The sequence below is a fragment of the Thiofilum flexile DSM 14609 genome (assembly GCF_000380185.1).
GTDB classification, from domain to species: Bacteria; Pseudomonadota; Gammaproteobacteria; order Thiotrichales; family Thiotrichaceae; genus Thiofilum; species Thiofilum flexile.
In genome coordinates this window covers 201,031-214,349 of record NZ_KB904746.1, presented here as the reverse complement: position 1 = coordinate 214,349, position 13,319 = coordinate 201,031, and the positions used below count along the sequence as shown (strand labels likewise).

Genomic DNA, 13,319 nt, shown 5'->3' with positions numbered 1-13,319 from the left:
CCTTCTCTTAGAGTGGTGAAGGTCCTAAAATAATTAAAATAATATATAACCCCATCATAACCACCATCGGTGACATATCAATTCCTGAAACAAGTGGTATATATTTTTGCACGGGTTTTAATAAGGGTCTAGTTAGGCTATCCAATAATCCCGCTAATGGATTGCCGTGTAGATTATTAGTCCAGCTCAAAACTGCCTGAACAATTAAAGCAATAATATAAATCCAGATCACCGTGCGAATCAGCTCCGTCATAGCTAGAAATATAATATAGAAAATATTAGCGCTAATTTTCCCATTCGCCCCTTGGATAATCACGAGTAGTATAATCAAAGCGATTTGTAGCACTAACGCTAATACTAGGGATGCTGTATCTAATTTACCTAATGCGGGAATAATACGTCTTAATTTTACTAAAGGCGGGTTAGTGATTTTGACCAGAAATTGTGAAAAGGGATTGTAAAAATCGGCACGTGACCAAGCTAATAAGAAGCGAATTAGTATTGCCCCGATATAAAATGAAAATAAGGTCGAAAATAAAAAGACCAAAATTTGTTGTATAACCATAAAAGTAATCCTTAACTATTTTCAGCCGCGAGGGTTTCAGAGCGTTTAGTAGCAGCTTGCATCGCCTCTAAAAAAATAGCAGCTAATTGTTTCTCTTGAAGTATATCGATTGCCGCCGCCGTTGTTCCACCTTTAGAGGTGACTTTACGCCGTAATTCGGCGGGTGACTCTTGGCTTTCTAATGCTAGCTTAGCGGCTCCTAAAGCGGTTTGCACCACGAGCAAACCAGCTTCTTTTGTAGGTAAACCTAAGTGCTGAGCGGCGGCTTGCATCGCTTCCATGACTAAAAAGAAATAGGCCGGCCCACTGCCTGACACCGCAGTGACAGCATTTAAGGCGGCTTCCTCTTCAAACCATAGGGTGATGCCGACACTGCGTAAAATACTCTCTGCTTGATTACGCTGTGGCTCACTGACTAAAGGATTGGCGTATAAACCCGTCGCACCCGCCTGAACCAAAGCCGGCGTGTTGGGCATACAGCGCACAATAGGCAGTTGTCCACCTAGCCATTGCTGTAGGGAGTCTATCGTGATGCCTGCGGCTATCGATATAATCAAGGGACGGGTCGTTTGACAACTCGCGGCTAAGGCTTGAGCTACTTCGCGCATCACTTGGGGTTTAACCGCTAGCACTACAATATCAGCCCCTTGAACAATCGTTTCATTCGAGGTAGAGGTGGTGATTTCAGGCCAATGCTGCTGGATAGCGGCTAGTTGATTTGGGTCGGGATCCGATACACGAATGGCAATAGGGCTTGAGTTATCACGTAGTAAGCCCAAGATTAAACTACGCGCCATATTGCCAGAACCAATAAAGGCAATGGTTAATTTTTGTTGAGACAATTGTAGAGTATCCCTAGTAGCGGTTGATAAATTGTGCATAACTATAAAGTCGCCTGATGAATAATAGTCGCATTATACTGGGGTCAAGACTAAAGCAATAATGATAGGAACACTATGACCGGTTTATTTATTTTAGGAGCCTTGGGGCTGATGGTGTGGTTTTGGATCAGTACCCTACAAGCCCGCGAGCAAGCCATTGTAATAGCCAAACGCACCTGCGAGCGTTATGAAGTACAGTTTCTAGATCAAAGTGTGGCATTAGAAAGTTTAAAGCCCGGACGCTATCCGGCGGGCAATATGACTTGGAAACGTATCTATGGCTTTGACTATAGCCAAGAAGGTGTGCAGCGCCAACATGGGAGGGTGTTTATGTTGGGTAATCGTTTGGAGCAAATTCAGATGGATACGGCAGAGGGAACGATTATTGATCTAGCTGCCGAGCGTAATAAACGCCAAGCGTTGCTAGACCAAAAACCATAAGGATTAGTTTACGCTTTAGTATGAGATCTGGTCCAGCGTAAAGTTAAAGCAGTTAATAATCCCAATACACTGAATCCAATGACGATAGGGAGAACGGTGCCATTATAGCTTTGTCCAATGATCGTGCCCAAAGGAATAGCAAATAAAGATGATACCGAGCCAATAATAGCAGCACCGATACCAGCAATATGCCCTAAGGGTTCCATGGCTAAAGAGTTTAGATTACCAAATAATAAACCCACGCTAAAAAAGCTTAAGAGCAAATAGGTCATGAGTTGCCATAAAGGGGGATGTCCATTGTATAAATAGGCTATGACCACAAAAATCAGTGCTAGTATGGTAAAACTCCGAATCGCGATGGTGGACAGTAACCGCATACCATACTTCATCACTAATTTAGCATTTAACAACGAGGCAGCCCCTAACGATAAGGCTAAAGCACCAAAGTAAAACGGGAATTGTTCACCGAGATTATATTGCTGTTGGAAGATTTGTGGGGATGAATTGATATATCCCATAAAGGCACCAAAAATCAAACCACTGCCTAGGGTATAACCCATGGCTACTTTATTCGTAAAGACTTCTTTAGCAGCTTGCCATAAACTCGCCATCGAAAAAGGGCGACGATTTTCTACCTTTAGTGTTTCTTCTAAGCGTAGGCCGTACCAAAGGGTAACAATAAGCGCAGTGACTAAAAATAAAGCAAAAATAGCATGCCAACTAGCAAATACTAGAATACCTTGACCTAATAAAGGTGCAATGGCGGGCACTAAAATAAATACGGTCATAGTAAAGGACATAATCTGCGCCATTTGCCGCCCAGAATAGAGATCGCGGACAATGGCAATACTAACAACCCGGGGGGCAGCAGCCCCTAATCCTTGTAGGAAGCGTCCTACTAACATGGTATTAAAATCTTGGGCAAAGAGAGAGATAGCGCTACCTAGCATAAAAATGCCAAGTCCCCAATAAGTAATCAATTTACGTCCCCAACTATCCGAGAGGGGGCCAAACACTAATTGACCGATGCTTAGACCTAGAAATAATACGGGAATAACAAGCTGAATATCATTGGCATGGGTTACTTTTAAATCAATACCCATTTGCTGAAAAGCGGGTAACATGGCGTCAATAGCCAGTGCGGGCAAGGAAGTTAACAGGGCGATAAGAATAATAAATTCTTTCAAACTAAGGCTATGTGGCATTTTTATTGCGTCTCATTGTGCGATGCAGCATAATAAGGTGCTATTGGTTATAAGGCAAATACTGCTGAAGAGGATGTGGCGATGACGACCCCAATCGTAATGACTATCTCTGGACATGATCCCGTCGGGGGCGCGGGGGTGTCGGCTGATATTGAAGCGATTGGTAGTCATGGTTGTCATGCGGTCTCGGTCATTACCTGTATCACCGTGCAAGATACGCAAGATGTGTATCGTGTAGAGCCCCTACCCGATTATCTCATCCTACAACAAGCGGAAGCCCTGATGCCCGATATGAATATTTCCGCCATTAAAGTAGGGCTATTACATACGGTGGAGGCGGTCAAAGCGGTTCGTACTTTGATTCGAGAGGCTCCACAAAATATCCCCATTGTACTTGATCCCTCTTTAAGTGTCGGTATTGGCAGGCAAGGTAGCCCCGAAGTCGAGCATGCTATTTGTACCGATTTATTACCGCTGGTGACGTTATTAACCCTAAACAATCACGAGCTGGCGCGTTTAGCACAATTGCCAGCAGCGAATGCTCAAGAGCAGGCACAGGCCTTATTAGACTATGGCTGTAAAGCTATTCTAGTGACGGGAGCCAATGAGCCAACCGTGCAGCTAGAAAATGCCCTCTATCAAGAGGGAGAGCTTACTAAGGTTTGGGCTTGGGAACGTTTACCACACCACTATAGTGGATCGGGTTGTACCTTGACGGCAGCCTGTGCGGCCTTATTGGCGCAGGGTACAGATTTAATGCAGGCTTTAATGCAGGCTCAAAGCTATACCTGGAATACCTTAGAGGCAGGACGCGCAATAGGGCAGGGATTTCGGGTGCCAAATCGATTGTATTGGTTGCCCCCAGCAGTATAAAACCCGAACAATGAAAGTAGGCCATTCAACATAATTCATTCATGCTATTACTATAGATAGCTGATTTTTCTGATAGATAGAGGTAGGTCAGTATGACCCGTTCTGAATCTTTATTCCAACAAGCCCAAGCTGTTATTCCTGGTGGCGTCAATTCGCCGGTACGTGCCTTTCGTGGTGTTGGTGGTACTCCCCGTTTTATTGACCGCGCGGAGGGAGCCTATTTATGGGATGTCGATGGCAAGCGTTACATTGATTATATTGGCTCATGGGGGCCTATGATTGCGGGGCACGCCCATCCTGAGGTGATTGAGGCGGTGCGAGAAGCCGCGTTAAAAGGTCTAAGCTACGGCGCACCAACTGCACTAGAGGGCGAAATGGCAGCCACTATTTGTGAGCTGATTCCCTCGATTGAAATGGTGCGCATGGTAAGCTCCGGCACGGAAGCGACCATGTCTGCCATTCGTTTGGCGCGGGGTTTTACCGGACGCAAGGTGATTGTTAAATTTGAAGGTTGCTATCATGGTCATAGTGATTCTTTACTAGTCAAAGCAGGCTCAGGCGCATTAACGTTTGGTCAACCCAGTTCCCCTGGTGTACCACCCGAATTAGCCCAATTTACCCTGACGCTCGATTTTAATAATAGCGAACAAGTACGCGAAGTATTTGCTGAGCGTGGGCATGAAATTGCCTGTGTAATTGTAGAGCCGGTTGCGGGCAATATGAATTGCATTCCGCCAGTACCGGGCTTTTTAGAAACTTTGCGCGAAGTGTGTGATCAATCAGGAGCCGTCTTGATTTTTGATGAGGTCATGACCGGGTTTCGCGTCGCATTAGGGGGAGCACAAGCCTATTATGGTGTCAAACCCGATTTGACGACCCTAGGCAAAATCATTGGCGGCGGTATGCCCGTCGGTGCTTTTGGTGGACGGCGCGATATTATGGCGCATTTATCCCCATTAGGTGCGGTCTATCAAGCAGGGACATTATCAGGTAATCCGATTGCTATGAGTGCCGGATTAATGATGATGCAGATTATTTCCCGTGCGGGTTTCTATGAGCGCATTAATGAAGTGTGTACGACTTTAGTACAAGGGCTAAAGTCTGAAGCCGATAAAGCTGGTATTCCTTTTACGGTAATCAATGTGGGCGGTATGTTTGGTATTTATTTTACCGAGCAGCCTCGTATTGATACTTATGCCCAAGCAACCCAATGCGATACCGCGCGGTTTAATCGCTTTTTTCATTTTATGTTGGATCATGGTGTCTATTTAGCACCTTCTGCCTATGAAGCAGGATTTGTATCGACAGCCCATACCGATGCCGATATTCAAGCAACCATTCAAATAGCAGCACAAGCTTTTGCGGAACTCTAAAATAGGTAATATTTTTTCAAACGTAGAGACGTTGGTTCAGCAGTAAAATCCAAAGTACCTGAGAATAATATAGGTACTTTGGAGGAACTTATTGAGAAGCTGCTTAGTCATCTAGAAAAGTAGTCATAATGACTGAGCAGACAATACTGAATAGTTGGTATATAGCTACTTACACCTTAGTAATTTAATTATTTTAACCGTGATCACCATTATGCAAAAACTATTACAATGGAGAGTAGTGAGTCTATGGCTAGCTTTCGTATTGATAAACTTAAGCATACCTATTTCCAGCTATGGGGCTAATATTACCACTAACCTATATACCGATGTAGAAAAATCAGTCTATCAAATTAGAGTTATTAATAAACAAACAGGTAAGAAAATTACAATAGGCTCCGGTTTTGTTGTCGGTCGTGAAGATATTGTTGCTACTAATTATCATGTGGTTAGTAGTTATGTGAATGATATTAATAATTATACTCTAGACTATTTATCAAAATCCGGTAAAACGGGTGAATTGACCCTCCTAGATCTGGATATTGTACATGATTTGGCAGTATTAAAAGCAAGCCAACCCTTAGGTAAACCACTAGGATTAGGTAAAGTGCCGCGTAAAGGTGCTAATTTATACTCTATTGGTAATCCTTTAGATTTGGGGCTATCCATTGTAGAAGGAACTAATAATGGAGTATTAGAATATAGCACGGATCAAAATATTTTATTTTCGGGTAGCCTAAATGCGGGAATGAGTGGAGGGCCTACGTTAGATGAGCAAGGCTTAGTGGTTGGTATCAATGTAGCGACTTCAGGTAATGAAATCAGTTTCTTAGTTGCAGCACGGCATTTAGGGGTTATCTTAGATCGCTTAAAATTACGTAATTATACCCCAGTGCAAGATTTGAATACTTATATTAGCCAGCAGCTCATAGAGAATATGCGTAGCTATTTGCAAGAGCTACTTAAGAGTAAGCAAGATAATCAGTGGAATTATACTCATATAGGGCAGCTTAAAGTACCTACTGAAATGAATTCAACTGTGCGCTGTTGGGATGGCAGTGAGTCAAAAGAGAATGGTAGTTTATTAGTTAATTATTTTACGCAATGCTCCAATGAACGCAGTATCTTTTTAAAAGAAGGTATGGATGTTGGACAGTTTCAGTATCAATATGATTGGTTTGAGGGAAATGGTCTCTGGTCGACTCATTTTTATCGTTTATATGAAGGGAAAAATGGGGTAGAGGCCTTAAATAATAAGCTAACTACTAAAGATGTAACCGCTTTTCAATGCTTTACTAATTTTGTGAAAATTGCTGATCGACCCTTTAAGGTTAGTATTTGTCGGCGTAATTATCTTAATTATGAAGGTTTGAGCGATGTAGTGGTGAATGGGGTATTAGTAGGCGAAAAGACTCAAGGGTTTATTTTCAATCTGGATATGGTTGGTACCGAATTTGATTATAGTTTGAAGGTGGTAGAAGCATTAATAGGAGCATTTGAATGGAAAAAATAATTTTAGAAGTACAAGATCGCTCTTTGAATCAGTACCATATTATAGAAAAATATCCAGTCACTATTGGTCGTGCTTTTGATAATGATATTATTATCTCAGATAACACTATTTCTCCACATCATCTAGTAATTGATCAAAATGACACAGGTATAATAGTAGAGAATCTGTCGAATGAAAATGGTGCTAGCTTAAATAATAAAAAACTAGCCTTAAAACAAGCAACAAGTGTTAGTTTACCCGCTAAACTAATGCTAGCTCAACGCTCCATCCGCTTATTAAAGCCTGATACACCAATTGAGAGCACTACTATCAATTCTGGTAAAGGTAGATTAGCATTATTTTGCCAGCCCATTGCAGCAGGTTTATTACTGGCATTTACCTTTATTGTAATTTTATTAGAAAACTATCTTAGTACGGAGTTCGTAGGGACTTTTAATAATTATATTAGCAAAGTTATTCCATCTATCTGGTTTTTATTAGTCTTAGCACTCTTGGCTTTGGGGATTAATCGTGCTGTTACTCAGCGCTGGCAAATATGGCCTTCGATATCGATTGCTTCTTTATTTGTATTAATACCCCCGGTGTTGTCAGAAATAGGCCATTGGTGGAGTTATTTTGTAACAGCTAACTGGCCTAGTAATGTCTTAATATTGACTAATCAATTTTTAGTATTACCTTTATTATTATTTTTGTGCATTTATCAGCTTTATCATACTAGTAAGAAAGCAGCATTGAGCTGGGCCTTATTATTTAGTATGCCTATTATAGTGTTTCAACTGACGAATTTAATTGATGACTGGACTATACAAGCTAACTCGGTGAGTGAATTAGATTTTAATCGTAGTGTACGTGCTTGGGATATGCGCCTGTTGCCTACCTTATCGCAATCAGATTATATGCAGCAAGCTCGTGAAGCATTAGGCTCGGCTAAGTCACCATAATAATGCTGAATAAGGGTTAGAGCACTAATACAAGCCGTTTCGGCGCGTAAAATACGGGGCCCTAGGCTAATAGCGGATACACCAGTTTGGGTGCAGAGGGCGACTTCTTCTTCGGTGAATCCGCCTTCGGGACCAATAATAACTTCGACTCCCGACTTTTTAGAATGACTACTAAAAGTATTCGTAGCGGTGGGCGATAAAATCAGGCGTTCATAGGGTGTAGTTTGAGCCAGATAGTCATTTAAAGAGAGTGGTGGTTTTAATAAGGGCAGGGTAGTGCGCCCTGATTGTTCACAAGCCGCCATTAAAACGCCCTCCCAATGTTGCAATTTTTTATCTTGCTTATCTTTAAGCACACGAATAACCGAGCGCTCGGTTAGTAAGGGTTGAATCGCTGTGACTCCTAATTCAACCGCCTTTTGCAGCGCAAAATCCATTTTATCCGGTTTAATAATGGCTAGGGCTAAGACCATAGGTAGGGGGGATTCGCGCTCTACGGCTTGATAAGATTGAATACGCACGGTAGCCGAGCGGCGTGACAGGCTTTCGATCACGGCTAGATATTCACCGGCTGTTTGCCCATTGAATAAAATTAGCTCCTCTCCCACATTTAAGCGTAATACTTGAATGGCATGGTGATAGGTGGCTTCGGGCAGTTCTAGGGTAGCAGGCGCTTGTAAGGGGATTGGGCAATAAAAGCGTGGAATACGCATGGTCTACCTTTTGTTAGTGGCATATTAGAATTGAAGAGGTTGGATATTAGCTTGGGTGCGAATCCAATTCATTGCTTTTAATACTCCCGGACGCATAATCAGCCAACGTTCTACCGCGCGCTTGCCGGGGAATTGCATAATCGCAATACCAATTAAAATAGTAAGAATGCCTTGTCCGGGGAGTACTAACATAATGAAACCCGCGATAATAATCAGTACTCCGATCAAATTACGCAACATGGTTTGTGGGCGCACTAATAAAGCCCAACCTTCGGGTTCGGGACGCTTAAAATAATCAGCCGGAATGCGCCTAATCAGCCAAGGTAGCAGCAGTAGCGAAATAATAAATAAGCCTAAAGAGCCAATGCCAATTCCCACCAAAATACCTTGATAGGACTCTAGCTCATTCACGACCTGTGTAGATAGTGTCATAGTATTACGTAGCTCGAATATTTAGGAGTCTTTATGCAAAACTTAATCATTGATCAATTTCATCCCTGTAATATACCCAATCCCTTAAGTCGACAATCAACTATCAATTTTCGTTGTGACCCAGAGCGCCTGTTAGTGCAACCAGAGCTTAGTGTGCTTGAAAACGATTTACCATTAAATACCCAATTAACCTTAGAACTCGCAGGCCCGCGAGAGAAGCTATTTTTTGATCCACCACAAGTCAAAGCAGCACTGGTGACTTGTGGTGGCTTGTGCCCCGGACTCAATGCGGTGATTCGTGGCTTGGTGATGCAGCTTTGGCATTTATATGGTTGTCAATGCATTGAGGGGATACGCTATGGTTATCAGGGTTTAGGACTACAAGGCGAAGAACCCTTTCAGCTTACTCCCGATCTAGTGTCTGGTTTAAAAGAGGTAGGGGGTACTTTATTAGGTTCATCACGTGGTACTCCGCCAACGAGCGAATTAGTCGATACCTTAGTGCGGCGTAATATTAATATGCTTTTCACCATTGGCGGGGATGGCACGATGCGTGGTGCTCAAGCCTTATGGGAAGAGATTCGCCGCCGGGGGTTAAACATTGGCATTATCGGTATCCCTAAGACGATTGATAATGATATCCCATGGGTGAGGCGTTCGTTTGGTTTTGATACGGCTGTAGCCGAGGCGGTGAAAGCGATTAATGTGGCTGAAATCGAAGCTAAAGGCATGCCTAATGGTATTGGGATTGTCAAACTAATGGGGCGACATGCTGGCTTTATTACAGCAACCGCATGTGTCGCATCGGGGAATGCTAATTTATGTCTGATTCCAGAAGTTCCCTTTTCATTACAAGGCGAGAATGGTGTCTTGGCTCTCATCGAGCGCCGCTTAAAAGCCCGCCATCATGCGGTAATTGTGGTAGCAGAGGGGGCGGGGCAGGATTTAGTGCAGGGCGAGGGATTTGACGCCTCTGGTAATGCGAAGTTAGGAGATATTGGCTTGTACTTAAAGCAAAAAATTACCGAATACTTCAAAGACAGCCCACTCAATGTCGGGATTAAATATATTGAGCCAAGCTATTTAATTCGCTCTGCACCTCCTACTGCTTCAGATCAGCTCTATTGTGATCAGCTCGCCCGTGCGGCGGTGCATGCAGCGATGGCAGGTAAAACGGGGATGCTACTTGGCAATTGGAATGGACGCATTACGCATGTACCGATTCATATGCTGGCGGGTAAAAGCCATAAGGTCAATCCACATGGTGAGTTATGGTTTAGTGTACGGGAAAATACGGGGCAGCCTGCCGTGATCGGCTAGCCAACACAGACTAGTTAGTATTAGCTAGTCTGTGTGCAAGGAGCTATGAATGATAACTATACATTGGGATTAGCTTGGATTTTGTGGATACTGAGATCCGCACCATTATATTCTTCCTCTTGGGTGAGACGAATACCTATGGTGGTTTTGAGTAGGCCATAGACCGCAAAACCGGCGACTAAGGCAATAATAATGCCTAATCCGGTGCCGATTAATTGTGACATGAAACTAACACCACCCATGCCCCCTAGCGCCGTCGAACCAAAGATACCGGCAGCGATCCCGCCCCATACGCCACATAAACCGTGCAAGGGCCACACACCGAGCACATCATCAATGCGCCATTTGTTTTGCGCTAGGGTAAAGGTTACTACAAATAAAGCACCCGCTACCCCGCCGACGATTAAAGAGCTGAGGGGGTGCATAATATCCGAGCCAGCACAGACCGCCACTAAGCCAGCCAAGGGGCCATTATGAACGAAACCGGGGTCATTTTTACCGAGCACTAAAGCGGCTAAAATACCACCCACCATCGCCATTAAAGAGTTAATCGCTACCAAGCCACTAATCCCCTCAATCGCTTGCGCTGACATCACATTAAAACCAAACCAACCTACCGCTAATACCCATGAGCCTAATGCTAGAAAAGGAATACTTGAAGGGGGGTGAGCCGACATGGGCTGGCCTTGTTTATTATAACGTCCATAACGAGCGCCTAACATAATGACCGCACCTAGTGCAATCCAGCCGCCCATTGCGTGTACTACCACGGAGCCAGCAAAATCATGGAATTTGGCACCAAAAGTACTTTCTAACCACGCTTGCACCCCATAAGCCCCATTCCAAGCAATACCCTCAAAGAAGGGATACACCAAGGCTACAATAATAAAAGTAGCGATTAGCTGTGGATAAAACCGCGCCCGCTCAGCAATACCACCGGAAATAATTGCCGGAATGGCGGCGGCAAAAGTGAGTAAGAAGAAGAATTTTACCAGTTCAAAACCACTTTTTTCAGCCAACACGCTAGCGCTTTCAAAAAAGCCCACTTGATAAGCGATGTAGTAGCCGATAAAAAAATAGGCAATAGTAGAAACAGCAAAGTCGACAATAATTTTAACTAAAGCATTCACTTGATTTTTATGCCGTACTGTACCCACCTCTAAAAAGGCAAATCCAGCATGCATAGCCAGCACCATCACAGCACCGATTAACACGAACAATGTATTGAGAGCGAGTATTAATTGCTCCATCCGCTTAGCCTCTTAGTCGCACCTGAAAAGTAGCGCTAATCATAGTCATATCTTACGTACTGACTAGCTCTAAGCACTGCTCTTTTGTTCAGGATGCAATAAAAAATCAAACCAAAGCAAAATCATAGCTTTTTAAGCACTCTTTTAGAGCTTAATAGCTTTTTAAGCACTTATTTAGCGCAGTAAATGTATTATTTTAGTGCCAAAGAAAAGCATTATGCACAGTGATAGCGCCTATTAGAATATTAGATGGATAGTAGCCGCTGCAGGGGTGAGCATGTTAAGCTAATTTATCATTTTAACCTGCTGTTGAGACCCAACAATAATTACATAAGAGTTTGAGTCATGAGCTTATCTATTCCTGTTTTTGAGCGTGCCCGTGTATTAGTCATTGGTGATTGTATGCTGGATCGTTATTGGTCGGGTGGGACTTCACGCATTTCTCCTGAAGCTCCGGTGCCAGTGGTGCATGTGCAGGCTAGTGAAGAGCGTCCGGGGGGCGCGGCGAATGTGGCACTCAATATTGCGACCTTAGGCGCTAAAGCGACTTTAATGGGCTATATTGGTCAGGATGAAGCAGGGCAGTCATTAGAGCGCTCCTTACAGGCCAAAGGGGTGAATACGCATTTTACGGCGCTCCCGAATACACCAACGATCACCAAACTACGGGTCTTAAGCCGTAATCAACAATTGCTGCGTCTTGATTTTGAGCAAGGTTTTGCCGGGCAAGATCATAGTCAATTAGTCGATAACTTTGCTGCGGTATTAGCAGAACACGATGTTGTGATTATTTCTGACTATCGCAAAGGAACCTTAGAACGCGCACGTGAGCTGATTCAACGAGCAAAAGCGGCGGGTAAGCCTGTAGTGGTCGATCCTAAAAGTGCTGATTTTAGTGATTATCAAGGGGCTACGGTCATTACGCCTAATTTAAGTGAATTCAGTGCTGCTGCAGGAAGTTGGAAAACCGAAGAGGAGCTGATTCAAAAAGGCCGTGCTTTAATGCAGCGTTGTGATTTGGAGCATTTACTGATTACGCGCAGTGAACAAGGAATGACCTTATTAAGTGGTCAACAGGCTCCCATTAATTTACCCACCCGTGCGCGTGAAGTGTTTGATGTCACAGGTGCTGGGGATACGGTGGTAGCGGTGCTAGCCGCAGCCATGGCTACCGGATTAGCATTAGAGCAGTCGATGGCGCTAGCGAATCTAGCAGCGGGTATTGTGGTTGCTAAGGTAGGAACCGCGACCGTAACTGTGGCTGAGTTACATAAGGCTTTACATGCTCATCCCGTGCCCCGTAAGGGTGTGGTATCCGAGGCGGAGCTATTAGAAGCGGTACAGCAAGCTCGTCTACATGGTGAAACAGTAGTGATGACTAATGGCTGTTTTGATTTATTACATGCGGGGCATGTGACTTATTTAACTGAGGCCAAACAATTAGGCGATCGTCTCATTGTCGCGGTCAATACCGATGAGTCGGTGCGCCGTTTAAAAGGGCCAACCCGTCCCGTCAATACCATGGAGAATCGCATGACGGTATTGGCCGCTTTAGGTGCTGTCGATTGGGTAGTCTCCTTTAGTGAGGAAACACCAGAGCGCCTAATCTGCGCAGTTAAGCCCGATTATTTGGTGAAAGGGGGCGATAATGATCCGCATAAAATTCCGGGTAACCGTTGTGTCTGGGATAATGGTGGTGAGGTGGTGGTACTGAGCTTTAAAGATGGGGTATCAACGACCCGTACTATTGCCAAAATTCAAACCATGGAAAAAGAAAAATGAAAGATAGTGCTAAACTATCATTAAATAAAAGAG

13 protein-coding genes are annotated in these 13,319 nt (G+C 43.8%); 7 read left to right on the top strand and 6 right to left on the bottom strand.

Annotation, left to right across the window (positions count from 1 at the left end; translation table 11 throughout):
• Window positions 1–7: 7 nt before the first annotated feature.
• Window positions 8–565: a YggT family protein gene (locus A3IK_RS0101000; protein ID WP_020558092.1), complete on the bottom strand. Its 558-nt coding sequence runs from the start codon at window positions 563–565 to the stop codon at window positions 8–10.
• Window positions 566–576: 11 nt separating this feature from the next.
• Window positions 577–1,446, bottom strand: coding sequence for a pyrroline-5-carboxylate reductase (gene proC / locus A3IK_RS0100995; RefSeq protein WP_020558091.1), 870 nt, complete (start codon window positions 1,444–1,446; stop codon window positions 577–579).
• 75 nt (window positions 1,447–1,521) lie between these two features.
• On the opposite strand from proC, the gene A3IK_RS18130 reads away from it, so the two are divergent.
• The gene (locus A3IK_RS18130) at window positions 1,522–1,887 is read left to right on the top strand and encodes a DUF3301 domain-containing protein (RefSeq protein ID WP_020558090.1); all 366 of its coding nucleotides are present in this window, start codon (window positions 1,522–1,524) and stop codon (window positions 1,885–1,887) included.
• Between the two features lie 8 nt (window positions 1,888–1,895).
• Here the strand turns inward: A3IK_RS18130 and A3IK_RS0100985 are convergent, their stop codons facing one another.
• On the bottom strand, window positions 1,896–3,092 hold the full coding sequence (locus A3IK_RS0100985; RefSeq protein ID WP_020558089.1) for a multidrug effflux MFS transporter: 1,197 nt from the start codon (window positions 3,090–3,092) through the stop codon (window positions 1,896–1,898).
• 81 nt (window positions 3,093–3,173) lie between these two features.
• On the opposite strand from A3IK_RS0100985, the gene thiD reads away from it, so the two are divergent.
• The 4 genes from thiD (at window position 3,174) to A3IK_RS0100965 (ending at window position 7,789) form a co-directional block, all read left to right on the top strand.
• The gene (gene thiD, locus A3IK_RS0100980; RefSeq protein WP_020558088.1) at window positions 3,174–3,965 is read left to right on the top strand and encodes a bifunctional hydroxymethylpyrimidine kinase/phosphomethylpyrimidine kinase; all 792 of its coding nucleotides are present in this window, start codon (window positions 3,174–3,176) and stop codon (window positions 3,963–3,965) included.
• 92 nt (window positions 3,966–4,057) lie between these two features.
• Window positions 4,058–5,338, top strand: coding sequence for a glutamate-1-semialdehyde 2,1-aminomutase (gene hemL, locus A3IK_RS0100975; protein ID WP_020558087.1), 1,281 nt, complete (start codon window positions 4,058–4,060; stop codon window positions 5,336–5,338).
• Between the two features lie 211 nt (window positions 5,339–5,549).
• Window positions 5,550–6,848: a S1 family peptidase gene (locus A3IK_RS0100970; protein WP_110690225.1), complete on the top strand. Its 1,299-nt coding sequence runs from the start codon at window positions 5,550–5,552 to the stop codon at window positions 6,846–6,848.
• On the top strand, window positions 6,836–7,789 hold the full coding sequence (locus tag A3IK_RS0100965) for an FHA domain-containing protein (protein ID WP_020558085.1): 954 nt from the start codon (window positions 6,836–6,838) through the stop codon (window positions 7,787–7,789). Before A3IK_RS0100970 ends, A3IK_RS0100965 begins: the two co-directional genes overlap by 13 nt.
• Here A3IK_RS0100965 and A3IK_RS0100960 read toward each other — a convergent pair.
• Both A3IK_RS0100960 and A3IK_RS0100955 read right to left on the bottom strand, forming a co-directional pair.
• On the bottom strand, window positions 7,741–8,502 hold the full coding sequence (locus tag A3IK_RS0100960; protein ID WP_020558084.1) for a 16S rRNA (uracil(1498)-N(3))-methyltransferase: 762 nt from the start codon (window positions 8,500–8,502) through the stop codon (window positions 7,741–7,743). The two genes, A3IK_RS0100965 and A3IK_RS0100960, sit on opposite strands and share 49 nt — an antisense overlap.
• Window positions 8,503–8,526: 24 nt before the next feature.
• Window positions 8,527–8,934, bottom strand: coding sequence for a PGPGW domain-containing protein (locus A3IK_RS0100955; protein WP_020558083.1), 408 nt, complete (start codon window positions 8,932–8,934; stop codon window positions 8,527–8,529).
• A gap of 33 nt (window positions 8,935–8,967) precedes the next feature.
• Here A3IK_RS0100955 and A3IK_RS0100950 point away from each other — a divergent pair, with 33 nt between their 5' ends.
• Window positions 8,968–10,254, top strand: a complete 1,287-nt coding sequence (locus A3IK_RS0100950; protein ID WP_020558082.1) for an ATP-dependent 6-phosphofructokinase — start codon at window positions 8,968–8,970, stop codon at window positions 10,252–10,254.
• 56 nt (window positions 10,255–10,310) lie between these two features.
• Here A3IK_RS0100950 and A3IK_RS0100945 read toward each other — a convergent pair whose 3' ends face one another.
• Window positions 10,311–11,504, bottom strand: a complete 1,194-nt coding sequence (locus A3IK_RS0100945; protein WP_020558081.1) for an ammonium transporter — start codon at window positions 11,502–11,504, stop codon at window positions 10,311–10,313.
• Window positions 11,505–11,849: 345 nt separating this feature from the next.
• On the opposite strand from A3IK_RS0100945, the gene hldE reads away from it, so the two are divergent.
• The gene (gene hldE / locus A3IK_RS0100940; RefSeq protein WP_020558080.1) at window positions 11,850–13,286 is read left to right on the top strand and encodes a bifunctional D-glycero-beta-D-manno-heptose-7-phosphate kinase/D-glycero-beta-D-manno-heptose 1-phosphate adenylyltransferase HldE; all 1,437 of its coding nucleotides are present in this window, start codon (window positions 11,850–11,852) and stop codon (window positions 13,284–13,286) included.
• Window positions 13,287–13,319: the final 33 nt, after the last annotated feature.

What these genes read in the sequence shown, in the direction of transcription:
- A3IK_RS0100985 (WP_020558089.1), bottom strand. Translation starts at nt 3,092, where the DNA reads ATGCCACATAGCCTTAGTTTGAAAGAATTTATTATTCTTATCGCCCTG.
- A3IK_RS0100945 (WP_020558081.1), bottom strand. Translation starts at nt 11,504, where the DNA reads ATGGAGCAATTAATACTCGCTCTCAATACATTGTTCGTGTTAATCGGT.
- hldE (WP_020558080.1), top strand. Translation starts at nt 11,850, where the DNA reads ATGAGCTTATCTATTCCTGTTTTTGAGCGTGCCCGTGTATTAGTCATT.
- A3IK_RS0100970 (WP_110690225.1), top strand. Translation starts at nt 5,550, where the DNA reads ATGCAAAAACTATTACAATGGAGAGTAGTGAGTCTATGGCTAGCTTTC.
- A3IK_RS0101000 (WP_020558092.1), bottom strand. Translation starts at nt 565, where the DNA reads ATGGTTATACAACAAATTTTGGTCTTTTTATTTTCGACCTTATTTTCA.
- A3IK_RS0100955 (WP_020558083.1), bottom strand. Translation starts at nt 8,934, where the DNA reads ATGACACTATCTACACAGGTCGTGAATGAGCTAGAGTCCTATCAAGGT.
- hemL (WP_020558087.1), top strand. Translation starts at nt 4,058, where the DNA reads ATGACCCGTTCTGAATCTTTATTCCAACAAGCCCAAGCTGTTATTCCT.
- A3IK_RS0100950 (WP_020558082.1), top strand. Translation starts at nt 8,968, where the DNA reads ATGCAAAACTTAATCATTGATCAATTTCATCCCTGTAATATACCCAAT.
- A3IK_RS0100960 (WP_020558084.1), bottom strand. Translation starts at nt 8,502, where the DNA reads ATGCGTATTCCACGCTTTTATTGCCCAATCCCCTTACAAGCGCCTGCT.
- A3IK_RS0100965 (WP_020558085.1), top strand. Translation starts at nt 6,836, where the DNA reads ATGGAAAAAATAATTTTAGAAGTACAAGATCGCTCTTTGAATCAGTAC.
- A3IK_RS18130 (WP_020558090.1), top strand. Translation starts at nt 1,522, where the DNA reads ATGACCGGTTTATTTATTTTAGGAGCCTTGGGGCTGATGGTGTGGTTT.
- proC (WP_020558091.1), bottom strand. Translation starts at nt 1,446, where the DNA reads ATGCACAATTTATCAACCGCTACTAGGGATACTCTACAATTGTCTCAA.
- thiD (WP_020558088.1), top strand. Translation starts at nt 3,174, where the DNA reads ATGACGACCCCAATCGTAATGACTATCTCTGGACATGATCCCGTCGGG.